Annotated in this window: 20 protein-coding genes, 1 tRNA gene and 1 pseudogene; 18 read left to right on the top strand and 4 right to left on the bottom strand. The window is 42.8% G+C overall.

Translation table 11 applies throughout. From position 1 onward, the window contains the following. Positions 1 to 186 precede the first annotated feature (186 nt). A pseudogene (locus CLHUN_RS11905) lies at positions 187 to 974 on the top strand (CheR family methyltransferase). 108 nt (positions 975 to 1,082) lie between these two features. On the opposite strand, the gene CLHUN_RS11910 reads toward CLHUN_RS11905, so the two are convergent. Beyond that, positions 1,083 to 1,169, bottom strand: a tRNA-Leu gene (locus CLHUN_RS11910). A gap of 83 nt (positions 1,170 to 1,252) precedes the next feature. Between CLHUN_RS11910 and murD the strand changes: the two genes are divergently transcribed. After that, entirely contained in the window at positions 1,253 to 2,650 is a 1,398-nt protein-coding gene (gene murD / locus CLHUN_RS11915; RefSeq protein ID WP_080064819.1) for a UDP-N-acetylmuramoyl-L-alanine--D-glutamate ligase, read from the top strand. Positions 2,651 to 2,784: 134 nt separating this feature from the next. Here murD and CLHUN_RS11920 read toward each other — a convergent pair whose 3' ends face one another. After that, positions 2,785 to 3,519, bottom strand: a complete 735-nt coding sequence (locus CLHUN_RS11920; protein ID WP_080064820.1) for a TIGR03915 family putative DNA repair protein — start codon at positions 3,517 to 3,519, stop codon at positions 2,785 to 2,787. Further along, a complete protein-coding gene (locus CLHUN_RS11925; protein WP_080064821.1) occupies positions 3,503 to 5,008 on the bottom strand; it encodes a putative DNA modification/repair radical SAM protein in 1,506 nt (501 codons plus the stop codon). The genes CLHUN_RS11920 and CLHUN_RS11925 overlap by 17 nt, the downstream gene beginning before the upstream one ends. Before the next feature lie 264 nt (positions 5,009 to 5,272). On the opposite strand from CLHUN_RS11925, the gene CLHUN_RS11930 reads away from it, so the two are divergent. The 5 genes from CLHUN_RS11930 to CLHUN_RS11950 all read left to right on the top strand — a co-directional run bounded on the left by CLHUN_RS11930 (position 5,273) and on the right by CLHUN_RS11950 (position 10,973). Next, positions 5,273 to 5,542 (top strand): ACT domain-containing protein, encoded by a 270-nt coding sequence (locus CLHUN_RS11930; RefSeq protein WP_080064822.1) that lies wholly within the window; start codon positions 5,273 to 5,275, stop codon positions 5,540 to 5,542. Between the two features lie 11 nt (positions 5,543 to 5,553). Continuing rightward, positions 5,554 to 6,912: a PFL family protein gene (locus tag CLHUN_RS11935; protein WP_080064823.1), complete on the top strand. Its 1,359-nt coding sequence runs from the start codon at positions 5,554 to 5,556 to the stop codon at positions 6,910 to 6,912. A gap of 226 nt (positions 6,913 to 7,138) precedes the next feature. Beyond that, complete coding sequence (locus tag CLHUN_RS11940) at positions 7,139 to 7,531, top strand: DUF2752 domain-containing protein (protein WP_080064824.1); 393 nt, start codon at positions 7,139 to 7,141, stop codon at positions 7,529 to 7,531. Between the two features lie 366 nt (positions 7,532 to 7,897). Then, positions 7,898 to 9,034 (top strand): S1C family serine protease, encoded by a 1,137-nt coding sequence (locus CLHUN_RS11945; protein WP_242656507.1) that lies wholly within the window; start codon positions 7,898 to 7,900, stop codon positions 9,032 to 9,034. Positions 9,035 to 9,080: 46 nt separating this feature from the next. Continuing rightward, a complete protein-coding gene (locus CLHUN_RS11950; RefSeq protein ID WP_080064825.1) occupies positions 9,081 to 10,973 on the top strand; it encodes a stalk domain-containing protein in 1,893 nt (630 codons plus the stop codon). Between the two features lie 102 nt (positions 10,974 to 11,075). On the opposite strand, the gene CLHUN_RS11955 is transcribed toward CLHUN_RS11950, so the two are convergent. Beyond that, entirely contained in the window at positions 11,076 to 12,215 is a 1,140-nt protein-coding gene (locus CLHUN_RS11955) for an LCP family protein (RefSeq protein ID WP_080064826.1), read from the bottom strand. Positions 12,216 to 12,420: 205 nt separating this feature from the next. Between CLHUN_RS11955 and CLHUN_RS11960 the strand changes: the two genes are divergently transcribed. The 11 genes from CLHUN_RS11960 to CLHUN_RS12010 all read left to right on the top strand — a co-directional run bounded on the left by CLHUN_RS11960 (position 12,421) and on the right by CLHUN_RS12010 (position 26,274). Next, on the top strand, positions 12,421 to 12,942 hold the full coding sequence (locus CLHUN_RS11960; protein ID WP_080064827.1) for a DUF2318 domain-containing protein: 522 nt from the start codon (positions 12,421 to 12,423) through the stop codon (positions 12,940 to 12,942). A 36-nt stretch (positions 12,943 to 12,978) separates the two neighbouring features. After that, positions 12,979 to 14,880, top strand: coding sequence for an urease accessory protein UreH domain-containing protein (locus CLHUN_RS11965; protein WP_080064828.1), 1,902 nt, complete (start codon positions 12,979 to 12,981; stop codon positions 14,878 to 14,880). Between the two features lie 48 nt (positions 14,881 to 14,928). Beyond that, entirely contained in the window at positions 14,929 to 17,349 is a 2,421-nt protein-coding gene (locus CLHUN_RS11970) for a heavy metal translocating P-type ATPase (RefSeq protein ID WP_080064890.1), read from the top strand. 371 nt (positions 17,350 to 17,720) lie between these two features. Further along, a complete protein-coding gene (locus CLHUN_RS11975) occupies positions 17,721 to 17,936 on the top strand; it encodes a copper ion binding protein (RefSeq protein ID WP_080064829.1) in 216 nt (71 codons plus the stop codon). Positions 17,937 to 18,102: 166 nt separating this feature from the next. Continuing rightward, positions 18,103 to 18,795, top strand: a complete 693-nt coding sequence (locus CLHUN_RS11980; RefSeq protein WP_080064830.1) for a response regulator transcription factor — start codon at positions 18,103 to 18,105, stop codon at positions 18,793 to 18,795. Positions 18,796 to 18,885: 90 nt separating this feature from the next. Continuing rightward, entirely contained in the window at positions 18,886 to 20,286 is a 1,401-nt protein-coding gene (locus tag CLHUN_RS11985) for a sensor histidine kinase (protein ID WP_080064831.1), read from the top strand. 104 nt (positions 20,287 to 20,390) lie between these two features. Further along, the gene (gene vanR / locus CLHUN_RS11990) at positions 20,391 to 21,086 is read left to right on the top strand and encodes a VanR-ABDEGLN family response regulator transcription factor (RefSeq protein ID WP_080064832.1); all 696 of its coding nucleotides are present in this window, start codon (positions 20,391 to 20,393) and stop codon (positions 21,084 to 21,086) included. After that, positions 21,076 to 22,206 (top strand): sensor histidine kinase, encoded by a 1,131-nt coding sequence (locus CLHUN_RS11995; RefSeq protein WP_080064833.1) that lies wholly within the window; start codon positions 21,076 to 21,078, stop codon positions 22,204 to 22,206. Before vanR ends, CLHUN_RS11995 begins: the two co-directional genes overlap by 11 nt. Positions 22,207 to 22,374: 168 nt before the next feature. Then, complete coding sequence (gene vanG / locus CLHUN_RS12000; RefSeq protein WP_080064834.1) at positions 22,375 to 23,427, top strand: D-alanine--D-serine ligase VanG; 1,053 nt, start codon at positions 22,375 to 22,377, stop codon at positions 23,425 to 23,427. 13 nt (positions 23,428 to 23,440) lie between these two features. Continuing rightward, on the top strand, positions 23,441 to 25,756 hold the full coding sequence (gene vanT, locus CLHUN_RS12005; protein ID WP_080064835.1) for a serine racemase VanT catalytic subunit: 2,316 nt from the start codon (positions 23,441 to 23,443) through the stop codon (positions 25,754 to 25,756). A 38-nt stretch (positions 25,757 to 25,794) separates the two neighbouring features. Beyond that, entirely contained in the window at positions 25,795 to 26,274 is a 480-nt protein-coding gene (locus CLHUN_RS12010) for a DUF6803 family protein (RefSeq protein WP_080064836.1), read from the top strand. Positions 26,275 to 26,460: the final 186 nt, after the last annotated feature.

A 26,460-nucleotide genomic window follows, 5' to 3' on the forward strand; every position in this document is an offset into this window, starting at 1 on the left:
AAAGGATGTACCTCGGTACATCCTTTTATTTAAATATTGAAAATTACAGGGTTTTTAAGCCTTCAGGCTCAAACAGTTAGTGAAATAGTTGTTATGAGCTTTATTCATTATCATTCATTGTTACATTAACATCATTAACATCAAGTGGAACCTATTCATAATATACTTATACCAGGAGGATAAAATATGGATTACGAGGGTTTTAAAGACGAAATCTTTAAAATGACAAAAATAAATCTGACTCTCTATAAAGAAAAGCAGATGAAGAGAAGAATAGATGCTCTTATAAAAAAGAATAACTATGATACATATAAAGAATACGTGCAGGCCCTTAAGGATCATAAGGACCTGTTCAAGGAGTTTATAAACTATCTGACAATTAATGTATCCGAGTTTTATCGTAACCCTGACCAGTGGGCTGTACTGGAGAAGGAAATACTTCCCATTTTACTTGCAAAGAACAAGAAGATCAACATATGGAGTTCTGCCTGCTCAACAGGAGATGAACCCTATACCCTTGTAATGGTTCTGAACAAGCTGCTGCCTCTCAGCTCCATTAAGATACTTGCCACCGATATTGATATGGGGGCTCTTGAAAAGGCCCAAACAGGCATATACAATGCCAAGAGTCTGGAAAACCTCCCCAGGGAAATGAAAGACAAGTATTTTACCATGACCGGTGAAAGTTACAGGGTAAAGGATGATGTAAAGAACTGCGTTGAATTTAAACAGTTCAATCTTTTAAGGGACCCCTATCCTACAGGTATGGATCTGATAGTTTGCAGGAACGTCCTTATTTATTTTACCGAAGAAGCTAAAAATGTATTTACAAGAAATTCAACATGGCGTTGAATCCGCAGGGTATTCTGTTCGTGGGAAGCACCGAGCAGATGATAATGTCCACCAGGTATAATTTTAAGTCACTGAAGACATTTTTTTATCAAAAGGATGCAGATACCTTTAATTTTGGCTAAAATTACTAATAGAAAACCCGATTTGAAGCATACGGTGAAGTATTGTTTTTCACCCATGTTTTAAGCAAAATAAAAAAAGAGTTTGAAGTATAAACTTTCAAACTCTTTTGGTGCGGATAACAGGAGTTGAACCTGCATGAAATTTCTCTCACATGAACCTGAATCATGCGCGTCTGCCAATTCCGCCATATCCGCGTGAACTCGAACTGCATAATGTATTGTACTATAAAAGTTTTAGTAAATCAATAGGTAATTTTAATTTTTTTAAGGAGGAATTTATGAATAGTCTGCTTGAGCAATTTAAGTATGACATAAAAGATAAGAAGGTAGCTGTTTTAGGTATTGGAATCAGCAATATCCCTTTAATAAAATATCTCGTAAATCTTGAGGTGGATGTTACCGCCTTTGACAAAAATACTGAGGAAAATCTGGCGGAGGCATTGGGGGAACTAAGCGGAATGCCGGTAAAATATAGTTTTGGAAGTGATTATTTATCAGGACTTAAAGGTTTTGACCTCATATTCAGAACTCCAGGTATGAGACCTGACCTGCCTGAACTGACAGAGGCTGTGAACCATGGGGCAGAGCTTACTTCAGAAATGGAGGTCTTTTTGAAGCTGTGTCCTGCACAGGTTTTTGCAGTGACCGGCAGTGACGGTAAAACTACCACCACTACTTTAATTTACAAAATACTTTCAGCCGAAGGCTACAATTGCTGGCTGGGAGGCAACATAGGAACTCCTCTGCTGAGCAAAATTGACCAGGTACAGCCTTCTGACAAGGTAATACTGGAACTGAGCAGTTTCCAACTGATGACCATAAAACAAAGTCCTGCTGTGAGCGTCATTACAAATATATCTCCTAACCACCTGGATGTTCACTTGTCTCTTCAGGAATATATCGAAGCAAAAAAGAATATTTTTCTTTTTCAGAAAACCGGCAATAAACTGGTTTTAAATTTTGATAATGATATTACAAGGGATTTTGCATTGGAAGCAAGAGGTGAAGCAGTTTATTTTTCAAGGACAGCAAACCTTGAAAAAGGTGTTGCTCTGAAGAACGATAAGATTATTGTTAAAAATCATGAACAGGAAACAGAACTGGTGGATATAAATGACATAATTATTCCGGGCGTGCATAATATTGAGAATTACATGGCTGCAGCCGCCGCCACCATAGAATACGTAAAGCCTGAAACTATCAGAAGGGTGGCCACCACCTTCACAGGTGTCGAACACAGGATTGAGCTGGTAAGGGAATTGAACGGAATAAAGTTTTATAACAGTTCCATAGACAGCAGTCCCTCAAGAACCATAGCTGCCCTCAGTACCTTTAAAAACAAGGTTATTTTGCTTGCAGGGGGCAAGGATAAGGGAATACCCTATGAACCCCTGGGACAGATTATAGCGGACAAGGTGAAGTGCCTGCTGCTTATAGGAGCAACTGCTCCCAGAATTGAAGAGGCGTATAACAATTATGTACACCAGACTGATATAGACAGCGAGGTAAAAATAATTCACTGCGACACATATGAGGAGATTGTAACCAAAGCATATAATGAGGCAGTTCCGGGGGACTGTGTTATTCTTTCTCCTGCAAGCACCAGCTTTGATATGTTTAAAAACTTTGAGCAGCGCGGAAATGTTTTTAAGGAGCTTGTAAACCGTCTGGAGTAATTAATGGCAATGGATGAAATGAACATGGCAAAATTTCAATAAAGTACACAAACCGGCCGGCAACTGCATGCCGGTTTGTCTTTGAAGAAGGGTTTGGGGTTAAGCCGGTTGCGGCTATACTGTTTTTCATGCGGCTATTGCTTTTCTGTAAGGTTCTTCCAGTAACGCTTGGGCAGAAAATTTTTTTGAAGCTTTGGGTTGTAGCGGCTCTTAATTGCAATGTGCTTGTAGTAGTTCTTCCACAGGTCTTGAAATCTTATTTCATTTGTATGGAGCTCCGGAATATTTGCCAAATCCATATACGAAATGAGCATTTTCCTGGTGTTGTACAGAGAGGCAAGGTTACGCCTTGTGTCATGGATAATCCAATTCTGGTCGGCAAACCTTTCTTTAAAATGCGGGGATATGAAAGTAATAATATTGTGGTCAGGCTGAAGCCTGGCATAATAAATATTATTTTCCAGGAGCTCAAAACGGAGCAGTCCCAGCATCCTATGGCACTCCAGACCGACTTTTCTGGCAGGTATCAGGACATTCAGGACAGTCTGGTCACCAAGCATGCAGTCAATCTTGCCCCCCAGCTTGAAACCCAGCTTAATGTAGTTTAAAATCCACATCTCCCGCCCTTGCAGTTCAGAAAAAAAGCATTTCTGAATATTTTCCAGACTTTCATAGGAAATCTTGTTCAGTATAGCCTGCTCAACGGTCTGGGCCTTGGTCTTGTCGGGAGGTATGGTTCTGTATTCATCTATAAGATTAGGCTGGTATGAAAGCGCAGACTCAATGTTGCTGACTTCCAGGCGGTCATAATAAAAGTGATGGACAGTAGTCAGAAAGCCATCCCAGGTTCCGTCATAGATGTATATCACTTAATAGCAGCCTCCCATCCTGCGGCTGGGTGTAGTAACTCAGCCACTCCTTGGTATTTTCAGGTGAACTGAACAGATACAGATCCGACATGTTTTCTCCCAAGCCAGTTTCGTTTAGTGTAGAAAAAAGTGACATCTGGCCGGGAACGGCCTTTTTGCCCTGGGGCAGCAGCTTGGCGGAGGTAAGTGCCTCCTTGACGATATGCTCGTTTTGGCTGAAGCTCTCATAGGTTTTTCCCTGACAGGTTATGAAGTGGCCCGCACGTTTAAGGACAATACCCATCTTCTTCAGGTTATCAAAGTTCAGCTTATTCACTCTTCTTGCGGCAACAATTCTTTGTGCTGATTTTACGCCAATGCCCGGAACCCGGAGCAGCATCTCATACTCAGCCTTGTTGACCTCCAGGGGAAACAGGTGTAGATTGCGTAATGCCCAGAACGCCTTGGGGTCAAGCTGGGGGTCAAAATCCGGGTTTGTCTTGCTCAATAATTCATCCGCTTCGAAACCATAAAACCTTAAAAGCCAGTCAGCCTGATAAAGCCTGTGCTCCCTCAGAAGAGGAGGCTTGATAATAGCTGGAAGCCGGGGGTCGGAAAGGGTGGGCACATAAGCAGAGTAATACACCCTTTTAAGGGAAAATTTGCCGTACAGGGCTTCAGAGAGCTTCAGAATGCTCAAGTCCCTGTCGGGAGTGGCACCTACTATAAGCTGTGTGCTTTGGCCGGCAGGGACAAAGTATTTTCCGGAATTTCTGCCTGCAAGCTCTCTGCGGGAGAAGTCTGCGTCCGGAAGACTTTCAGGAAAGCTTGAAGAGTCTGACTGCACTGAAGGTGTAAACAAACCGGCAGAATTTGTACCGGAGCCGCCCCGTTTGAAGGCCGGGTGTTCCTTATGCTCGGCAATGCCCTGGCTTATCTGCTGCATGGGCTTTAGCAGCGCTTTAACGGGTTTTTGCGGGGCAAGCACCTCCAGGCCCTTATCAGAAGGCAATTCAATATTTACACTCATACGGTCCACATACATGCCTGCTTCATGGATTAACCTCTGATCTGCTCCGGGTATCGCCTTCAAATGTATGTATCCAAAAAAAGCCTGTTCATTTCTCAGCCTCCGGACTATTTCCAGCATAAGCTCCATAGTATGGCTTGGATTCTTAAGGACTGCCGAACTCAGGAAGAGCCCTTCTATATAGTTTCTTCTATAAAAATTCATTGTCAGGTCGATTATCTCGTCGGCAGTGAAGCTGGCTCTGGGGATATCATTTGAAGCCCGGTTGACACAGTAGACGCAATCGTAAATACATTCATTTGACAAAAGTATTTTCAAAAGAGAAACACAGCGGCCGTCGTCTGCCCACGTATGGCAAATACCCGCAGCAAAGCTGTTTCCAACTCCCTTATTGTTGTTTCTTGTTCCGCCGCTTGAAGAGCAGGAGACATCATACTTTGCCGCATCGGCCAAAATGCCCAGTTTTTCCAATAAATCCATAAAACCCTCTCGAAAAATTGTATTTTCTGCAATAAGTTAATTATAGCACTAAAAAAATAAAAAATCAAACATATGTTCGGAATTGATATTTATATAACAAAGATATATAATACAATTTAATGGGCCTTTTTATACATATGTGGAAAGGCGTTCAAGAGAGAAAATAAAATAGAATAATGGCAGTGGAAAGCTTTAGTCCGCGGGATGCCCGGACGGGCTTTTACGTTAAGGACTCATCAGTAGCTGCCGGAAATGGAGATAGACATGAGAGCGGTCATAACTGTTATTGGAAAAGACAGGGTGGGAATAATTGCGGGGGTAAGTAATATATTGGCTGACAGTGATGTCAACATACTTGATATAACACAGACTATTTTGCAGGATGTATTTACAATGATAATGCTTGTAGACATTTCAAAGTGCAATGTTCATTTCCACGAGCTTTCCGAGAAGCTTGAGAAAAAAGGAATCGAATTGGGTTTGAAAATCCAGATTCAGCACGAAGATATTTTTAACTCAATGCATAGAATATGAGGTGAAAGCTTATGTTAGGTCAATTCGAAGTATTTGAAACACTTAAAATGATTCAAAAGGAAAATCTGGACATCAGAACAATAACCATGGGAATTTCATTGAGGGATTGTTCTCATCCTGACATAGATGTTTCGTGCGGGAAAATATACGACAAGATAACCAGATATGCTGAAAAGCTTGTTATTACAGGAGAAAATATTGAGAGGGAATACGGAATCCCCATAATCAATAAAAGGATATCCGTTACGCCGATTGCACTTGTTGCAGAGAGCTGTGAAAGCGCGGATTATGCTAAATTTGCCAAAGCAATGGATAAGGCGGCTCAAACTGTGGGAGTAAATTTTATCGGAGGTTTTTCGTCACTGGTGCATAAGGGCTATACAACCGGAGACAGAAGACTTATTTCCTCTATCCCCGAGGCTTTAAGCACCACAAAGCTTGTTTGTTCCTCGGTAAATGTTGCTTCTACCAAAGCGGGAATAAACATGGATGCCGTTGCAGAGATGGGAAGGGTTATAAAAGAATGTGCCTCGCTGACGGCTGACAGCGGAGCCTTGGCCTGTGCAAAGCTGGTGGTTTTTGCCAATGCTGTTGAAGATAACCCTTTCATGGCGGGAGCGTTCCATGGGATAGGAGAACCTGAATGCGTTATAAATGTGGGTGTCAGCGGTCCGGGCGTTGTAAAGTGTGCTCTGGAAAAGGTCAAGGGGGAGGATTTTGGTGTTGTTGCCGAAACGATTAAAAAAACTGCCTTCAAAATAACAAGAATGGGACAATTGGTGGCTCGGGAAGCATCCCGCAGGCTCAACGTACCCTTTGGAATAGTCGACCTGTCTCTTGCGCCAACACCGGCAATCGGAGACAGCGTTGCGTACATTCTGGAGGAAATGGGGCTGGAAAAGTGCGGAACACACGGCACCACAGCGGCTCTGGCTCTTTTGAATGACGCGGTAAAGAAGGGCGGGGTTATGGCATCCTCTTATGTAGGAGGCTTGAGCGGTGCATTTATTCCTGTCAGCGAAGACGCCGGAATGATTGATGCTGTACTGGCGGGTGCTCTGTCTCTTGAAAAGCTGGAAGCCATGACTTGCGTTTGCTCGGTTGGACTTGACATGATTGTGGTACCGGGAGATACCACGGCTGAAACAATAGCTGCCATAATTGCCGACGAGTCGGCTATAGGTGTTGTGAATCAAAAAACCACTGCTGTAAGGATTATTCCCGCACCGGGAAAGAAAATCGGTGAAACTGTGGAATTCGGAGGTCTCCTTGGCTCAGGGCCGGTAATGAAGGTAAATGATTTCGGAAGCAGCGAGTTCATAAAAAGAGGCGGCAGAATTCCCGCCCCGCTGCACAGCTTGAAAAACTAGGAGGCTGGAATCTCCCAAGCCTTGTACTGCTGAGAATGCAGCATATAAAGTGTAGCAGCCTGTATAATGATTACGGGCCGGCTGCACTTTTTATTTAGCATGTTTACTGTGCATTTACCGTGCTGTCTATGAATTCCGTACAGGTGATATCAGTCTTTTTTCCCTGAGCAAAGTATAATATTACAGGATGGACTTAAACCATAATATATAAATTACCGGGGGACTCATGAAAATACAAAGCAAGCGGTTCAGAATAATCTTGATTCTTTTGCCCGCCATTACGCTGGGCTTGATATATTTCTTCAGACAGCAGCTATTTGATTTGGGGACACTTTTTCCCGGCTGCCCCAGCTATACCTATCTTCATATATACTGCCCCGGCTGCGGAAATACCAGAAGTGTGCAGCATCTGCTTTCAGGTGACCTGGCGGGGTCGCTAAGGTATAATCCCGTGCCGGTTTTTGGAATCCTGCTGCTGTTGCTGGGATATGTGGAAATGCTGTCTTATTCCTTTAACAGGAGAGTAAGGCTGATACCCAGGAGTAAACCCTTCTGGTCTATTATCGGGCTGGTTTTTATCATTTATTTTGTAGTGAGGAATTTTATAAGAATATTTTAGGTATGCCGGGAGAGTTTAAAATTTTAGCCATTAAAAATATTATTAAATTAACCTGTAGTGCTAATTAAAAGTGTGATAACAGTCAGAAAATGCCACTCACTCCCGGACGAGCTAAATAACGCTTTTGGCGAAATTGTATACCTTACAGCATGCTTTTTTAGCCCTCGCAGCAACTCGACCATCCAGGTCTCCAGGGCTGCTTAAATTGACATCCGGTCAATTTAACTGCCAAAGCAGCATGCTGTAAGCCTACAACAGGTTAATTTACTCATAAATGGTAGAATATCAAATATATTGTCAAATTTTATTGTAATATCTGTGAATAAATGTTAATATCTTATAATAATATTGTTCACAGAGGTCAAAATGAAAATAAACAAGACAAAAATTATTGTATTCCTTTCAGTTTTTTTAGTATCTGCATTTTCGACTTTATGGGTTTCAGGAGTTTCAAATATCCAGGTATTGGTAAATGGAAGCCCCACCCAGGTAGCGGCAACAAAAATTAACGACAAAGTTTATGTTGATATTGCCGCACTTTCAAATCTCATGAATATAAAAGTTTCCCAGACCAATAACTCCATAAGCCTTTCAAACAAAAATGACGACCTTATTCCGGAAATTGTAAAGGGTATAGGTTCTTCTGTAGTTGGTATCATTGGCAATATCAGGGCGGAAGAAGGGAATGCGGAAGGGCTTGCCCTGGGTACCGGCATAGTTATCAAATCCGGAGGAGAAATCCTTACCAATGCTCATGTTGTAAAGGATATGACCAGGATAGCTGTTGTTTTGTCCGACGGAAGCGGATATGATGGCCGAATCAAGTATATTGACGAAGCCTCCGACCTGGCTGTGGTCAAAATTGACAAGATAGGGCTTTTACCTGCAAAATTTGGAAAGGCCTCGGATATAATTATTGGAAAGACGGCAATAGCCATCGGTACTCCTTTGTCCTTTCAAAACAGAAACAGTGCTTCGGTAGGAGTCATAAGCGGTTTGAACAGGAGCATTGACGGATTCTACCAATATAAGCTCATACAGACCGATGTTGCAATAAATCCCGGAAACAGCGGTGGCCCGCTGGTAAATATGGCGGGTGAGGTAATCGGCGTAAATTCCATTACTACCCTTAATGCCCAGGGACTTAATTATGCAATTCCCGTTGATACCATTCAATTTGTTCTGGACCATTTCTACAAATACGGAAAGGTGAGAAGGGTATCCCTGGGTGCCGAGTATGAAGATGATTCGGTTGCTCTGTATGGGCTTCCAAGCAAGACAGGACTAAAGATAACCAGGGTCGGGTCCGGCTCCTGTGCTGAAAAATACGGCCTTAAAAAAAATGATTATATTTACAGTGTAAACGGCAAGGCTGTCAATACAACCGTTGATTTGAACGAAGCCTTTAAGGGACTGCTGCCCGGAGGCAAAACAAAGGTCAGTATACGCAGGGACGGCAAGACTCAGATTATTGATGTTGTATTGGACGAGCTGAAAAATTAATTTACAAATTAATATATATTCTTCTTTATAACTACTGGAGGTTAAAATGAAAAAATTATTGGCTGTATTCAGTTTTGTTCTATGTTTTGTTCTTTTGCAGGCAGGTGTTTTTGCTGCTGATACTCCAATTGAAAACAAGAATTCCACAGAGCTTTCCGTTTCATTTAAGGCCGGAACCAATTCTTACACGGTTAACGGCAAGACCGTCAAGGATGAGACAAGTGTGACCACAGGCGGAAAGACTTTTGTTCCTGTGAAGGTGATAACAGATGCTTTGGGTGCTGCTCTTACCGTTGACCTTAAAGCCAAAACCGCTGTTATAAGCTATAATTCAGTTGATATCAAACTGACCGACAAGAAAAAGGAAGCACAGATTTCAGGGAAAAAGGTAAGCCTGGATGCAGCTCCATATATAAAAAACAATTCCTTTATGGCATCAATAACTTCTCTTGCTGATATTTTAGGTGCAGATGTATCAACCTCGGGCGGAAAAATCACATTTTTGAAGGAAATAGCAAATCCGAACAGTATCAAGGACTTCAGTTCATTAATCAAGAAAACTACAAAAGCTAAAATCGGTGACAGTTATTACAACTGGTCCATGCAGTTGCCGGATGACCTTAAACTGAACTACAGGGATTTTAACGGTTCGGAAAATGTTTTTATTGCAAACGACGAATCCTATGCCATAGCCGTATACCTTTTTGAATCTGATGATGGGTCCAATCTGGACAATGCCGTAAATAATATCAAAGAGAGTATCAAAGGATATACCCTTGTGGACTACAAAAGGGATACCAATAATGGAGAGGATTTTATAGAATTCGTATACAAGGATGATATTTGGACAACCCAGTTCAGAGTATATATTACCGATGACACGGAATATCACATTCAAATCTTTACTAAGAATGAAGATTTCTATGAGGATGAAAAGTACCAGGCTTTGATGGACTCCTTTAACTTCAAATTTGACAAAACCGGCAGTACGGAGGATTTGTCCGACGTAAACAAGGAAGGGTATAGAAAATACCAGGATACCCGCCTGAAATGGTCGGTGGATATGATACCGTACTGGGAGGAGCTAAAGGACAGCAAGATACAGAACAAGGTTGCCTTTACAGGAAAGGATGAAGAATTTATGTCTGTAGAGGTTTACTCTCTGGATAAGGGAGATACCCTGGATTCTGTTACGAAAAAGACTCTGGAGCTGGATGCGGCAGATTTGAATCCGGCCTTTTATTCCGTAACCAGGCAGGAAAAAGTAAAAATCGGCGGCATGGAAGTCAATAAGGTATATTATACCTTGAAACACCCTAAAAAAATTGTTTATGGCTACCAGGTATTCTTTGCCGACAAAAACTACAAGTACATATTTACTCTTCAGATACCACAGGAAGCATACAACAATACCAAACAAAGAAGTCTTTGTGAGGGCATGCTGAATTCCATCAAGATAAAACAGCTTGATCCAAAGGTTACCGGAAAGCTTTTGGACCCGAAAAAAGTAACGCTGGCAGATTTGACACGTAAAGTTGAAACAGCCGGCTACTCTATGGAAATACCCTTCAATTGGATTGACAGCGAAACAAGTGATGGCACCTCCGGCATATATCTGGATAAGGATATATCTGCAAGCGTCAATATTGTTGATAATGTCCCGAACCTGTCTGATTTTCTCTCTTTTATGAATATTTATTTTAACAAGGATTCATATAAGATTGAAAGCATGACACAGATAACGGACAGGGATTATAGCTGCTATAAATTTATAATTAAATATACAGATAAAGATGGCTATACTTCTAAGATTGAACAATATGTAATGCAGAAAAACAACAAGATTTATATACTGTCTTTTATTATTGATGATATGGTTTATGGAACAAAAAATATCAATATAATAAATAAGATATGGAATTCCTTCAAATTTAAATAATATAAGAAGGGCCATAAAACACGGCTGCAGCAGTCCTGTTTATGGCCTTTTTTTAAGACTTGTTTTCAGTACGTTGAAAGCCTGGGGCTACCCGGCTTGCTGTCATGGCTTGTCGGTATTGTCACCTGCAGCATCTGACTGGTCATTTGAAGGATTATCCCAGTTGGCTGTATTGAAATCATACCTCTTTCCCGGGTCAGGCGTAAATTCGGCTGAAGCAATGGAAAAGTAACTAGCAATAACTTCCCGGGCCCTGATTATTTTTCTGCTGCCGGTATCTTCCACGGTTTGATTGTAAATAAAGAAATCGGCACCTGCTATCCTCTTATCTATCCCATAGAGCTTGAAAGTGTTCATACCCGGCCTGGAGCCCTGTGTAAATGCACTTACAAGGGATAGGACATCATTCAGCTCTGTATTTGTGATTACATTCTCAAAAGTATAGCCGACAATGGGAATAAGGTTTGGCAACTGCAGCAAATTGACTTTTTGATCAATGAGGGCATTAACAAACTTGAGTTGCATTTCTGTTCGTTTCAGATCGGAACCATCATAATATTTTTTTAATTCCTTCAGTTCTTCCGAGGTATAATAACGCCTCTGCTCCTTTCTGAAACGCAGCAGTTGCTCGGTCTTGTCTCCGTCCAGCAACTGATAGCCCTTCTCCAGGTCGATATACAGCTTCTGGACGGGGTCGCTGTACCTGAGCTTGGCCGGAACATCGAAATATACACCCCCAAGCTTGTCTACTATCGCTTTAATTGTATCAATATCCAGGTAAACGTAGTAATTAATACTTATATCTGTGAGGTTACTGATGGTTTGAGCGGTATATTCCAGAGCCTTGTGCTTGTTTTCCGCCTTGGAGGCATCTTTTGTCTTGTTCAGGCCTATTTCATAAATATTATTGATTTTAATGTCCGAGGTGTTATTAGCCTTTGTATCTCTGGGAATGGTCAACAGATTTATCTGCCTTGTAACGGGGGAATAGTTTGCAATAATTATGGTATCGGTGTGAAGCCCCGAAGCTTCCTTTATCAGCACAAGCAGATTTATTGGATCTTTGCTTCCCGTATAATTTTCCAGGAAATTGACGGGTTTATCAGTATTGCCGGCGGGGGTTTTTACAGCACTGTCAACCTCTGGTGTATTTCTTATGCTGAAAATCAAAGTAAACCCTATTACAAAAAGGATGATCCCGCATATAAAGCTTGTAAGATAAGTGATTTTGACAGATTTCATAGAAACTCCCATCTGCGGTAAGACATACAGGTTATGTCCGGCAGCAAAATATATAGTTAATTACTGTTACATAAAACATATTACTTTAGATTAAGGATATTGTAAATATATGCTAACATTATTTAAGATTATTTTAATCTTCATAAATTCTACATATATGTTTGTTAAAATGCATTCATAAAATACTTGACACCCGGAGGTTATAATGAACAATAAAAACATTCGCACCAATAACAAAAATAATAATAAAAGAAACCGACAAATTATCATAACCATAGTGGCGGTTGTTTTGCTGGTTGCTGCTGTTGTCGTACCGAGGCTTAAGGCGGTCGGAACTGCAGACAATGCAGCAGCCGATGAAGATATTGTTATCAACAAAAGCGAAATAACTGAAACTGCAAAATTTTATCCGGTCAAAATTGGCGGGAAAAATATGGAGATTCTTGCGGTGAAGGCCGGAGACGGAACCATCAGAACCGCATTTAACACCTGCCAGGTGTGTAATGGCTCTCCGAGAGCCTATTACAAGCAGGAGGGAGACATTCTGGTTTGCCAGAACTGCGGCAACAAGTTTTCCATGGATATGATAGAGCAGCAAAGAGGAGGCTGTAATCCTATTCCAATATATGCTGAAGACAAAACTGACGACGGCACGAGCATCACAATTTCCAAAGAGTTTATTTCAGCTAACAAGGAGCTTTTCACCGACAACTGGAAGACTAAATAGTTATACAAAAGCTATATCTCAGGAGGATGGCTTCAGATGGAAAAAAATATTATAAAGAGAGTGCTTCATATTGACGGGATGACTTGTACCGGCTGTGAAAACAAAATTGAGTTTACTCTCAAAAAGCTGGACGGAATTGAAGAAGTCAAAGCCATGTTCACAAGTGCAAATGTATATATCACTTACGATTCAAATACAGTCAGGCTGGAACAGATTATTGACGCTATTGAAAAACTGGACTACGGGGTATTGAACAATCCTCTGGACAACACACCTGCATCCCGGAACCAAAATGATAAGAAAAGCGGCAATAATAATATGGGTCAGCTCCTTGGAGCGGGAATCATTATTTTTGCCCTGTATACTTTGATAAAAAATACCGTAGGTTTCAACTTCATACCGCAGGTTGACCAGACCATGGGTTTTGGTGTCCTGTTTATCGTAGGACTTCTGACATCGCTTCACTGCATCGCCATGTGCGGAGGAATAAATCTTTCCGTCAGTGTAAGGTACAATGCTGGAAATACAGGTTCAAAAGCTTCCAGATTAAAGCCGGGCATTCTATACAACCTTGGCAGGCTTGCAGCATATACGCTTGTGGGAGGAGCGGCAGGGGCTCTTGGCTCCGTGGTAAGCTTTTCAGGCACTGCCAAAGGAATAGTTGCCGTAATATCGGGTATTTTTATGATAATAATGGGATTGAATATGCTGGATATCTTTCCCTGGCTCAGAAAGCTTAATCCGAGACTTCCAAAAGCCTTGGGGGCTAAAGTGTACAGCAGCTCAGGCGGAAAAGGCCCTCTTTTTGTAGGGCTTCTGAACGGGCTGATGCCCTGCGGCCCCTTGCAGGCAATGCAGCTTTATGCCTTGGGAACCGGCAGCTTTGCAGCCGGGGCCCTCTCAATGTTCCTGTTCAGCCTGGGAACAATGCCTTTGATGTTCGGTTTTGGAGCCATAAGCTCCTTCCTGAGCGGTAAGTTCACTCACAGGATGCTCAAGGTAAGTGCTGCACTTGTTATTGTGCTTGGTGTCATAATGATGAACAGAGGAATGAGCCTGTCCGGTTTTAACCTTATGAGTCCTGTTGCCGGGGCCACAGGTTCATACTCCGGAGCAGCAGGTACTGCAACGGTGGAAAATGGTGTCCAGGTGGTTTCAACAAAGCTTGAAGCCGGAAGATATCAGCCCATAACAGTTCAGAAAGGAATACCTGTCAGGTGGAATATCATTGTGGAAGCAGGTGAACTGAACGGCTGCAACAATCCTGTAAATATACCAGAGTACAATATACAGAAAAAACTTTCGGTGGGTGATAACATTATTGAATTTACACCTGAAAAAGCGGGTAATTTTATTTATACTTGCTGGATGGGGATGATAAGAAGTAATATAAGGGTGGTTGAGGATACGGACAACCTTGCTGAACAAGCACTGACATTTAATGATTCCGGAACGGAAAGCGGCGGTGAGGTGCAAGGCCCGTCAGGCATACCGGGGGGCTGTTGTGCTGCCGGCTCAAAAGCAACAGAATTCTATAACGGGAATATCCCAACTGAGGATGTGGCAGTTGCAAAGCTTGAGAATGGAGTCCAGTCGGTTACCATCAATGTGAATGATTATGGATTTTCGCCTGCGGTGGCTGTGGTTCAAAGGGGTGTAAATACCGTAGTAAATTTCAACGGTGAGAAACTGAACAGTTGCAATGACAGGATTGTCATTTCAAATTACGGTGCGGGAATTGACCTGGTGCAGGGCGAAAACAAAATAGAATTCACTGCAGAAGAGGATTTTAATTTTAGTTGTTGGATGGGCATGCTAAATGGGTATATAAAGGTTGTGGATGATATAAATAATTTTAGTATGGAGGATGTCAGAAAGGAAGTGGACAACTTTGTACCTGCTTCGGGTGAGGGCGGCGGAGGCTGCTGCGGAGGCTGACAATCCGCCGGATAACATAAAATCATTTTAGTGAGAAAGGATACTTGCATGGACAGAAAGGAAAGTATTAATATAACAGGAATGTCCTGTGCGGCCTGTGCTGCCAGAATTGAAAAGGGACTGAACAAGCTGGAGGGTGTCAGGCAGGCGGCTGTGAATTTTGCAATGGAGAAGGCCACTGTTGAGTATGATGATTCTCTTGTGGTTCTGGAAAAAATAAATGAGACTGTCAGAAAACTAGGTTATGAGGTCTTGGAGAAAGAGACTTTAAATAATAACAAGGTGGAGTTAAAGATTACAGGAATGAGCTGCGCCGCATGCTCGGCCAAAATAGAACGAAGGCTGGGCAAGCTGGAGGGTATTGCATCTGCAGCGGTAAATCTTGCCACAGAAAAGGCGGCCATTGAATTTGATCCTGACCAGGTAAAGGTTTCAGATATAATAAATATAATCGGAAACCTGGGCTATAAGGCAGAAAGGGTGGAAGATTTAACCCAGGACAGGGAAAAGGCCCTGAGAGAAAAGGAAGTCAGAAAACTAAAAAGGGAATTGATTACTTCAGCAGTTCTGAGTTCTCCTTTAATACTTGCAATGCTGCTGTCAATGATAAAGATTGATGTTGCTTTTTTGCACAACGAGTATTTCCAGCTTGTCATAGCAACTCCGGTGCAGTTTATAATAGGACTGCGTTTTTATAAAAATGCATACCACGCACTCAGAGCAAAGAGTGCCAATATGGATGTGCTTATTGCCATGGGTACCTCGGCGGCGTATTTCTTCAGCATATATAATGCATTTTTTGTACCGGCTCAGCCCGGAGTAATGATGAAGGAACTTTATTTTGAAGCCGGAGCTGTCATTATTACCTTGATACTTTTAGGAAAGTATTTTGAAGCGGTGGCAAAAGGAAAGACTTCAGAAGCGATAAAGAAGCTTATGGGACTTCAGGCCAAGACTGCAAGAATAATTCTGGACGGTGTTGAAAAAGACATACCTGTTGAAGAGGTTGAAACCGGATATGTAGTTGTTGTAAGGCCGGGAGAAAAAATACCCGTAGACGGACGGATTGTTGAAGGAAATTCTTCCATTGATGAATCCATGCTCACAGGTGAAAGCCTTCCAGTAGAAAAAAAGGCCGGCGATATGGTAATAGGGGCGACCATTAATAAATTTGGAACCTTTAAATTCGAGGCCACCAAAATCGGCAAAGATACCGCACTTTCTCAAATAATTAAGCTGGTGGAAGAGGCTCAGGGCTCAAAAGCTCCTATTCAGAAAATAGCCGACAAGGTTTCAGGAATTTTCGTGCCTGTGGTAATTGCCATAGCCCTTGTTACTTTCCTGGTATGGTATCTGATTGCCGGTGACTTTACCGGAGCCATTGTGAGTGCAGTTTCCGTGCTGGTCATAGCCTGCCCCTGCGCACTGGGACTGGCCACTCCCACAGCTATCATGGTGGGTACCGGCAAGGGTGCTGAAAACGGTATTCTCATTAAAGGCGGGGAACACCTGGAAAGGGCATATAAGCTGAACAGCATTGTGCTTGATAAAACAGGAACCATTACAAAGGGCAAACCAGAGGTAACCGACGTAATACCCGTAAATGGGCTGGATGCCGCTGAGCTTCTCAAACTGGCTGCAATTTCGGAAAAGAACTCCGAGCATCCTTTAGGGGCAGCAATTTACGAAAAAGGTAAGTCAGACTTTGAGAGTATTCCAGATCCTGAAGAGTTTGAGGCAATACCGGGAAGAGGAGTAAGAGCGGTTGCCGGAGGCAGGGAGATTTTCATCGGAACCAGAAAACTTCTTGGGGAAAAAGGGATTGACATATACAGCCTGGAAGATATTATTGCGGGGCTTGAAGACGAGGGTAAAACTGCAATGCTCATGGCTGTGGAAGGCAAGGCAGAAGCTGTATTGGCTGTTGCGGATACCTTGAAGGAAAATTCCGAAGAAGCCATACAGCAGTTGATAAAAATGGGTATTGAAGTATATATGATAACCGGCGACAATAAAAGAACTGCTGCAGCAATAGCCAAAAAGGTAGGTATAAAGAATGTGCTGGCGGAGGTTCTACCCGAGCACAAGGCGGAAGAGGTAGAGAAGCTGAAAAAGCAGGGAAGGATTGTGGCAATGGTGGGAGACGGTATAAATGACGCGCCGGCACTTGCAACTGCGGATATTGGCATGGCCATCGGGACAGGCACTGATGTGGCCATTGAGGCTGCCGATATTACATTGATGAATGGTGATCTGCGAACCATTCCCACAGCTATCAAATTATCCAAAAGGACAATGAACAAGATTAAGCAAAACCTGTTCTGGGCATTTATATATAATATAATAGGTATTCCATTTGCCGCGCTGGGATTGCTGAGTCCTGTAATTGCCGGAGGAGCCATGGCTTTCAGTTCGGTCTCGGTAGTTACAAACTCTCTAAGCCTGAAAAGGTTCAGAGCTAAAAAATAGTATGTCGGTACAAGAGATTTTGGTGTAAAATTTTAATTAGGTGTATAGCATTTAATTATGCTACCCTCTATTAACAATGTACAATACGTTTTTGAGCGGCGAATTTACCCTTCGGCTACGTTGAAGCCGTTTGTAAGGTACAAAGCCTTCCTTCGCGTCTTCGCCTTGCCGCAAGCCAAATTCTCTCGCTCAAAAATCTCCGACCTCACACCGAGATATTTTGGCAATTTTCGAGGCGGATGGACGCAGCCTTGCTGATGCAAGGCAAGGACGACAACAAAGAAAAGTGGCAAAATAGCCGGTGTGAGGCGTGTTACACATTGTCAATAGAGGGTAATATGGCTTGATAAATTAAACAGGAGGAATTGAAAATGGCAAAACAAATAATTGATATAACTGTTGAGGGAATGTCCTGCAGTCACTGTGAAAACAGCGTAAAGAAAGCTGTGGGAGCATTGCAGGGAGTAGACAGGGTTTCTGTGGATCTTGCGGGAAAAAGGGTCACAGTGGAATTTGATCCGGGAGAAGTAACAGGAGAGGCTATTTTTAATGCTATTGAGGATCAGGGCTACGAGGTTATAAAGTAAACACCTTGTTCCTGGGGCAAGTATAACATGGCAAGTTATCAGGATTTCAAACAAGACACCTCGCTTTTCAGGAAGCGGGGTATCTTTGTATGGAATCCCGCTGCAGGAGCAGCAGTATGCAATGACAACAGCAAATAATTCAACGTATTAACAGGGAGTTCCATATATGAGTCAATTAAAAAAGATACTTGTGGTGGATGATGAACATAAAATAGTGGATGTTGTAAAGTCCTACCTTGAGCATAGTGGATACCGGGTATTTACAGCTTTTAGCGGAAATGAGGCGCTACGGCTTTTTGAGAAGGCCGGTCCGGATCTGGTAATTCTTGATTTGATGCTTCCGGATATTTCAGGAACAGCTATACTCAGTCAAATAAGGAAGCAGTCAAAGGTGCCTGTCATAATGCTCACTGCCCGAGTTGAAGAGGAGGATATTCTTAACGGACTTGATACCGGGGCGGACGACTATGTTACAAAGCCCTTCAGTCCCAGGCAGCTTGTGGCAAGAGCCGCAGCAGTATTGAGAAGGACGGCCTCCGAAATGTCTGTGCCTGAGGAAGTTTTGGTGTTGGGGGATATTGTGATTGATGCTTTGAAGCATGAAGTAAAAAAGAAGGATGAGATTATAAACGTTACTCCAAATGAATATAAAATCCTCCAGACCATGCTCAGGTATCCCAATAAGACCTTTACCCGTGAGGAATTGATAGCAATAGCCTTTGGAGAGGATTTTGAAGGCTTTGACAGAACAATAGATACCCACATCAAAAACCTGCGGCAGAAAATTGAGGACAACCCCAAGTCTCCGCAATACCTGCAAACAGTCCACGGAGTCGGGTACAGGCTGGCGGTCCGGTGAGCTGAAGGCAAACCGGGCGTAAAGCATTAAGAGGCCGATGAATAACGGATTTATGAATAAAAAATTTAGGTAGCGAAGGGTGAAAAGCAAATGATGAACAGCCTTCGGACAAAACTGTCCTTATCATATATAATTGCTGCGGTTATTATTGTTTTTTTAATCAATATACTGACCAATTTGTTTGTTGTGAAGCATTTTAAAGAGTATGTAAATGAGAACCAGCAGCTAAGGAATAAAGAAATAGTAGCCACTCTGGCCGCCCAATACAAGGGAAATGGAAAATGGAATCTGGATTCTGTGGCCTCTATCGGAGAAAGTTATCTTGTAAACGGGATAATAATCAAGGTTGTAGATGCCAAGGGGAGTATCCTTTGGGATGCAAAGGAACATAACAACGGAATGTGCCAGAAAATAATCGAGCATATGGCCGCAAATGCAAGCGGAGCATCTGAAACCAAGGCATCCCAGTACAGTGCGGTACCATATTCTCTTTATAGCAGCCTCAATAAAGTGGGCATGGTGGAAATCGGCCCTTACCTGCCTGACTATTTGAATGAACATGACAAGGCATTTATAGAGGCCTTTAACGGTGTACTCATGGGTGTGGGCGTATTTTCCCTTATATTTGCACTGCTCCTGGGGACAATCATGTCAAGACGGCTGAGTTCACCCATATCAAGGGTAATCTCTGCTGCCGGCTCTATTTCAAAGGGTTTTTATAATGAGAGGATAGCTCAAAGCACAAATATAACCGAGATAATCGAATTGACATCTACTGTAAATAATCTGGCGGAGTCTCTGGAGCAGCAGGAGGCGCTGAGAAAAAGACTGACAGGAGATGTTGCCCATGAACTCCGAACACCTCTGGCCACCCTGCAAAGCCATATGGAAGCAATGATTGATGGCATCTGGACGGCAGATGCGGAAAGGTTAAGAAGCTGCCATGAGGAAATAGTCCGTATCAGCAAGCTGGTGGGGGATTTGGAGAAGCTGACGAAATATGAGAATGAAAAGCTGGTTATGGAAAAGACGGATTTTGATGTTGGTGAGCTTGCCAAAAGACTGCTGCAAAATTTTGAAAGCCAGTTTTTGGGGAAGGATATAAGGCTGGAATTCACGGAAACCGAGGCTATTATATATGCGGACAGGGATAAAATCAGCCAGGTGCTTGTAAATCTTTTTTCAAATGCACTAAAGTTTACAGCGGCGGGAGGCAGGGTTTCAGTGCTGGTTTTACGTGAGCAGGGCTGTGTGAAGATTGTTGTGGAAGACAATGGGGTGGGGATTCCCGGTGAGGACCTGCCATATATTTTTGAAAGATTCTACAGGGCCGACAAGTCCAGAAACAGGTTGACAGGAGGTTCGGGGATAGGGCTCACCATAAGCAGAGCCATTATAAATGCCCATGAGGGCTCTATAGACGTTGAAAGCATACCGGACAGGGGGACGAAATTTACGGTAATCCTGCCGGAAAGTTTCACCCAGGGTTAAATTAAGAAAATCTTAATAAATGCTCTGCATAAGTTTGGGAAATAATATGCTATAATTTTCAGTATACGTGCTGTATAAATGTTATTTTAAGGTGGTAAACCGTTATGTCCGTTAATATACTTGTGGTTGATGATGAGAAGGAAATTGCCGACCTGGTGGAACTGTATCTGACCAATGAAAACTACTGCGTGAATAAATTCTATAATCCCTTGGAAGCCTTGCACAGCATTGAAAGCATAAAATATGACCTGGCGGTATTGGACGTTATGATGCCTGAACTGGACGGCTTTACCCTATGCAAGAAAATAAGGGAAAAGTACAATTTCCCTGTAATCATGCTGACTGCAAAGATAGAAGAGCTGGATAAAATAAATGGTTTGACACTGGGCGCTGACGATTACATCACAAAGCCGTTCAGCCCCCTGGAAATGGTCGCTCGTGTCAAGGCCCAGCTCAGGAGATTTACCAGGTATAATGAAGGTATCCAGCAAAATAATGATATAATTGAAGTTTCAGGTCTGGTAATGAACAGGTCCACCCATCAGTGTACATTGAATGAAACCCCATTGCTGCTTACGCCCATTGAGTTTTCCATTCTCTGGCTGCTGTGTGAGAACAGGGGACAGGTTATCAGCTCTGAAAGGCTGTTTCAGGAAGTATGGGGAGAGAAATATTTTACCGGCAGCAATAATACCGTAATGGTACATATCAGACATCTGCGTGAAAAAATGAAAGAACCTGCAAATAATCCAAAGTTTATAAAAACCGTATGGGGAGTTGGATATAAGATTGAAAAATGATTTCAGGCGGGTCAAGACCAAAATACTGCTGCAAATATTGCTGACGGGTCTGATTACAGTGGTGGTAGGACTGTTTATTCTGCATTTTCTGATTGACGATGCCTTGCAGGAGCCCTTTGCAGAAGGCTTTGTTGCGCTGCTTCAAAGGGTGTTCCACATAGGCTACTGGAGTGCGGCGGATATTTATGCAATGATATTCAGAAATAACAAGGGACTCCTTCTGGGTATCGGCTTTGTATTTCTTCTGCTGATATTTATCTATGTGGCTATGTCAAGGTATACCCGGTATTTTAAAAAGATCAGTGACGGTATAGACCAGCTTCTGAATGAAACAGAAGAGCCGGTGGCGTTCCCCCGGGAATTGGAGTTTATGGAAACAAAGCTTAATACAGTCAAAAGCACACTTGAAAAAAGAAGGGTTGCAGCACTTGAAAGTGAAAGAAGAAAAAATGATCTTGTAGTATATCTGGCTCACGATATCAAAACCCCTCTGACTTCGGTTATCGGATATCTGAGCCTTTTGCATGAAGCTCCTGACATGCCGGTGGAGCAGCGGATAAGGTATACCGGCATTACGCTTGAAAAGGCATACAGGCTGGAACAGCTTATTAACGAATTTTTTGAAATTACAAGGTTTAATCTTCAGACCATAACGCTGGTAAAAGAAGATGTAAACCTTACCTTGATGCTTGAGCAAATGGCAGATGAATTTTACCCCGCCCTTTCTCCTCAAAATAAGGAGGCGGTGGTGGAGACAGATGGAAATATAATGATTTTTGCCGATTCAGATAAGCTTGGAAGGGTATTCAACAATATTCTCAAGAACGCAGCAGCCTACAGTTGCGAAAACAGCACAATAAATATAACTGCTGCGGCAAGAGGGGAAAATGTCATCGTCAGGTTTAGAAACAGAGGGAAGATGATACCTCCGGACAAGCTTGAAAGCATCTTTGAAAAATTTTACCGGCTTGACTCCTCACGATCCAGCAATACCGGCGGTGCCGGGCTGGGCCTTGCAATAGCAAAAGAAATAGTCGTACTGCATGGAGGAGATATCTCGGCAGAGAGCAATGAAGCGTTCACCCAGTTTACTGTGAGAATCCCCATAAACAAAATATGAAGGCTTTTAAAAGTTTAAAGAATATCGTAATAAATTCTTAAGTTTTTGATAAGGTGAATTTAAAAAACAACCTGTTAAAATTGACTACAATAATGTTGTCGTCAGACAGGTTGTTTTTTTGCCAAAGCGCATTAATAATATGAAATTGTTAATTACGGGGAGATAGACATGAATAAGACAAGAGTTGCAGTTATATTCGGGGGTTGTTCAACAGAATATGAGGTTTCTTTAAAATCGGGAGCTGCTGTAATTGAAAACCTTAATAAAGCTTTATATGACATTGTTTTAGTTGGTATCACCAAAGAAGGAAACTGGTTGAGGTATTTTGGCGGTGTTGAAGAAATTATAAAGGATACCTGGCATCTGGACAAGAACTGCAGACCGGCCGCTTTTTCTCCTGACAGGGGCCGTACTGCACTCCTTGAGTTTTGCGGCAGCGGATTTATAACAACACAGATTGATGTTGCCTTTCCGGTAATGCATGGGAAGAATGGTGAGGATGGAACACTGCAAGGGCTTCTTGAGCTTGCAGGAATTCCCTTCGTGGGGTGCGGGACTTTGAGCTCCGCACTTTGCATGGATAAGGATACGGCACACAAGCTTGCTCAAATCTCAGGTGTCAGAGTGCCGCCTTCCATAACCGCCGAAGATTATACGGACATACGGGATATTATCAAAAAGACCGAAACCCTGAGATATCCGATGTTCGTTAAGCCTGCGAGAGCAGGCTCCTCCTTTGGAATAACAAAGGTCAGTTATTCGGAAGAATTGTATGCTGCAATAACTGAAGCCTTCCGGCATGATTCAAAGATAGTGATTGAAGAAGCAGTGGAGGGGTTCGAGGTGGGCTGTGCAGTACTGGGAAATAACAACGAGCTGATGGTGGGAGCTGTGGATGAAATAGAGCTGCAGCAGGGCTTCTTTGATTATCGTGAAAAGTATACTCTGACATCCTCCAAAATACATCTGCCCGCGAGAATTGACAGCCAAACCGCAGAAAGAATCAGGGAAACAGCCTTGAGGCTATACAGGGCATTGGGCTGCAAGGGCTTTGCAAGGGTTGACATGTTTTTGACTCCCGCAGGAAATATTGTCTTTAACGAAATAAATACCATACCGGGCTTTACAGCACAAAGCAGATATCCCAGGATGCTGGAAGCCGCAGGCATTAACTTTGGGGAGGTACTGGACAGGTTAATCAGTCTGGCCATACACGGATAAAAGAGAGGTGCATATGAACAGAAATGGATATGGCGGGATTGACCGTTTCAGATTGATTGCCGCTCTGCTGGTTGTTGCTGTCCATACCCTTCCGCTGGTATCCCTCAGCCCTCTGGCAGACTTTATTCTTACACATGTTTTAGCCAGGGTTGCAGTTCCGTTCTTTTTTATGGCCACCGGATTCTTCCTGCTGCCAGACATGCTTCCTGCCTTGAATCACAAGAATAATGCCGGCACAGGAACAAATTCAATAAAGGGTCATAAAATCTTTTGTGAGGGCAAAAGGGTGGATTATAAGGCTCTTAAAACATATTTTAAAAAGACAGCCTCCATTTACCTTCTGGCTGTACTTATGTATCTGCCTTTGAATATCTATACAGGACGGCTGGCTGAAATGCTTAAGCCCTCAAGCCTCATAAGGGAACTTGCTTTCGGGGGGACTTTCTATCATTTGTGGTATCTTCCTGCAGGTATGCTGGGGGTGCTGACAGTGTGCATTCTCCTGAGCCGCTTCAATTGGAAGGGCGTGTTTTTTATAACCGGGCTGTTATATGCCGCAGCCCTGCTGGGCGACAGCTATTATGGCCTGACGTTGAAATTTGATGGCTTGAAGAATTTTTATGATTTACTTTTTATTTGTTTTGACTATACCAGAAACGGACTGCTTATGGCGCCTGTGTTTATTGCCCTGGGGGGAGGAGCGGCCTTATCAGGGAGAAAGTACCCGGTTACAGCATATGCCGCAGGTCTATCTGTTTCGGCAACTCTATTGCTGACAGAGGGGCTGTTTTTAAAGCAACTTGGATGGCAGAGACATGACAGTATGTATATTATGCTGCTGCCCTGCCTGTTTTTCCTTTTCCGCCTGCTGCTGAATATTGGGGGAAAGGCCTCAAAGGCTTTAAGAAACACAGCTCTAATTATTTACCTTGTACACCCCCTGTGCATAGTGCTGGTGAGAGGGCTTGGAAAGGTATTGGACTTGACATCATTACTTGTTGACAACAGTATGATTCATTATGCTGCGGTTGTTGTGACCTCCGTACTGTGTGCGTTAAGCCTGCTGCCATTTATAAATGGCAGGAAGGATGATAAAAATGCCGGAAAGGGCAGGGCATGGGCAGAAATCAGAATGGAAAACCTTCGGAATAATGTAGAGCAGTTCAGAAGCATATTGCCGCAAGGCTGCAGAATAATGGCCGTGGTTAAGGCAAATGCTTATGGACATGGAGATGTGGAAATGGCTGCGGGTTTAAACAAGCTGGACGTAAATGCCTTTGCGGTTGCTACAGTGGAGGAAGGCGCAAGATTAAGAAGGAAAGGCATTACCGGAGAAATTCTTATTTTGGGCTATACCTTTCCGGAAGAGTTTTCACTCCTTAAAAGCTATAGCCTTACACAGACGGTGATTGATTCGGACTACGCTGCAATGCTGAACTCCTATGGGGGAAAAATAAGAGTGCATGTTAAGATTGATACCGGAATGCACAGGCTGGGAGTCAATTCAAAGGATATTGACGGCTTGTTGAGCATATACAACTGCAAAAATCTCGCCATCAATGGCACCTTTACCCACCTGAGCTCCTGTGACAGCCTCTTGCAGGAAGATGTGGACTTTACCTTAAGGCAGATAGAGCAGTTTTATAAAACCTTGTACAAGCTGAAGCAGGTTGGTATCAATCCGGGAAGGGTGCACCTGCAAAGCAGCTATGGAGTTTTGAATTACCCGTATCTGAAATGCGATTATGCCAGGGTCGGAATAGCACTTTACGGTGTATTGAGCGATAAAAACCATGTTACCAGGGTTTCGCCCTGTCTGTCTCCTGTGCTTTCCATTAAAGCCAGGGTGGTATTGACAAAGAAAATTGAAGAAGGTGATAAGGTAGGCTATGGCCGGGAGTACACCGCAGGCGGGAAAATGACAATAGCGGTTGTAGCAATAGGCTACGGTGACGGCATACCCCGCAATCTGTCCGCCGGAAAAGGGCATGTGCTTATAAGGGGTGAGAAGGCACGGATTATTGGCAGGATATGTATGGATCAAATGATGGTGGATGTCAGCAATATACCCCGGGTTGTGCAGGGGGATATTGCCACTGTAATCGGAGGAGACGGCAGAGAGAGCATAAGTGCCGAGAGTGTTGCTGCCTGTTCTGGAACACTTACCAATGAATTATTGTCCAGGCTGGGTCAGAGGATAGTGAGGATGGTAACCGGAGATCCCATATTCAAAGAGAATAGAGTCTTTACCCCTGAATTGAAAAAATTTTATGAAACTGCCAGGTTCTCCATAAAATCTCCACATTTTTTTAGTATGCTTCATAAGTAAATTAAAAAAATTTTGAATTCAGAGATGAGGAGAAACGTATGCAAAACATGATGACTCATTACATGGAGCTTTTAGCTTCAAATCAGCCCTGGAATCTGATTTTGTTTATGGCCATTCCGGTTATATTGGCGGAAACAATAGCAGTATCAGAGCTTGCAATACTATTTACGAGAAATCTTACTGGAGGTTTGAGAAAGCTTAATAAGGCTGCCAGTATTATTGTGGGACTGTATTTTACAGGAGTATTTGTTTATCTGTTTATTAATGCCGTTATACCCTTGACCATGAATGGAGAGTGGAGAGGTTTTGCAGATGTTGTTGCCGTGGGTTTCTACCTTTCGGGAATAATTCCGCTGCTGGGAATGGCCTTATTGGACATGGGTATAATCTGCAGAAAAAGAAATGAGCTGGCAAAACTGAAGCTTCACGCAACCTTTGTGGGTATATTTCTGGTAGTTGCTCATATTGCCATGATTTTTGGAATGATTGACCCATCCCTGTTCATAATGGAAATGTAAGCTGAATTATATAAAAACCTTCTTTACAGCAATAATTGATATATTAACTTAGGCAGGCATTATGGTCTTTTGTGAGACTATGAAAAAAAGCGGTCTGACTCCTGGAGCGACAGTACCAACAGGAGTTAGACCGCTTTTTTTGTGCTGTGCTGCACACCATCCGGTTCATATACCAGGGTGATGGAA

The sequence above is a fragment of the Ruminiclostridium hungatei genome (assembly GCF_002051585.1).
Taxonomy (GTDB): Bacteria; Bacillota; Clostridia; order Acetivibrionales; family DSM-1351; genus Ruminiclostridium; species Ruminiclostridium hungatei.

What these genes read in the sequence shown, in the direction of transcription:
- murD (WP_080064819.1), top strand. Translation starts at nt 1,253, where the DNA reads ATGAATAGTCTGCTTGAGCAATTTAAGTATGACATAAAAGATAAGAAG.
- CLHUN_RS11925 (WP_080064821.1), bottom strand. Translation starts at nt 5,008, where the DNA reads ATGGATTTATTGGAAAAACTGGGCATTTTGGCCGATGCGGCAAAGTAT.
- CLHUN_RS11930 (WP_080064822.1), top strand. Translation starts at nt 5,273, where the DNA reads ATGAGAGCGGTCATAACTGTTATTGGAAAAGACAGGGTGGGAATAATT.
- CLHUN_RS11935 (WP_080064823.1), top strand. Translation starts at nt 5,554, where the DNA reads ATGTTAGGTCAATTCGAAGTATTTGAAACACTTAAAATGATTCAAAAG.
- CLHUN_RS11940 (WP_080064824.1), top strand. Translation starts at nt 7,139, where the DNA reads ATGAAAATACAAAGCAAGCGGTTCAGAATAATCTTGATTCTTTTGCCC.
- CLHUN_RS11945 (WP_242656507.1), top strand. Translation starts at nt 7,898, where the DNA reads ATGAAAATAAACAAGACAAAAATTATTGTATTCCTTTCAGTTTTTTTA.
- CLHUN_RS11950 (WP_080064825.1), top strand. Translation starts at nt 9,081, where the DNA reads ATGAAAAAATTATTGGCTGTATTCAGTTTTGTTCTATGTTTTGTTCTT.
- CLHUN_RS11955 (WP_080064826.1), bottom strand. Translation starts at nt 12,215, where the DNA reads ATGAAATCTGTCAAAATCACTTATCTTACAAGCTTTATATGCGGGATC.
- CLHUN_RS11960 (WP_080064827.1), top strand. Translation starts at nt 12,421, where the DNA reads ATGAACAATAAAAACATTCGCACCAATAACAAAAATAATAATAAAAGA.
- CLHUN_RS11965 (WP_080064828.1), top strand. Translation starts at nt 12,979, where the DNA reads ATGGAAAAAAATATTATAAAGAGAGTGCTTCATATTGACGGGATGACT.
- CLHUN_RS11970 (WP_080064890.1), top strand. Translation starts at nt 14,929, where the DNA reads ATGGACAGAAAGGAAAGTATTAATATAACAGGAATGTCCTGTGCGGCC.
- CLHUN_RS11975 (WP_080064829.1), top strand. Translation starts at nt 17,721, where the DNA reads ATGGCAAAACAAATAATTGATATAACTGTTGAGGGAATGTCCTGCAGT.
- CLHUN_RS11980 (WP_080064830.1), top strand. Translation starts at nt 18,103, where the DNA reads ATGAGTCAATTAAAAAAGATACTTGTGGTGGATGATGAACATAAAATA.
- CLHUN_RS11985 (WP_080064831.1), top strand. Translation starts at nt 18,886, where the DNA reads ATGATGAACAGCCTTCGGACAAAACTGTCCTTATCATATATAATTGCT.
- vanR (WP_080064832.1), top strand. Translation starts at nt 20,391, where the DNA reads ATGTCCGTTAATATACTTGTGGTTGATGATGAGAAGGAAATTGCCGAC.
- vanG (WP_080064834.1), top strand. Translation starts at nt 22,375, where the DNA reads ATGAATAAGACAAGAGTTGCAGTTATATTCGGGGGTTGTTCAACAGAA.
- vanT (WP_080064835.1), top strand. Translation starts at nt 23,441, where the DNA reads ATGAACAGAAATGGATATGGCGGGATTGACCGTTTCAGATTGATTGCC.
- CLHUN_RS12010 (WP_080064836.1), top strand. Translation starts at nt 25,795, where the DNA reads ATGCAAAACATGATGACTCATTACATGGAGCTTTTAGCTTCAAATCAG.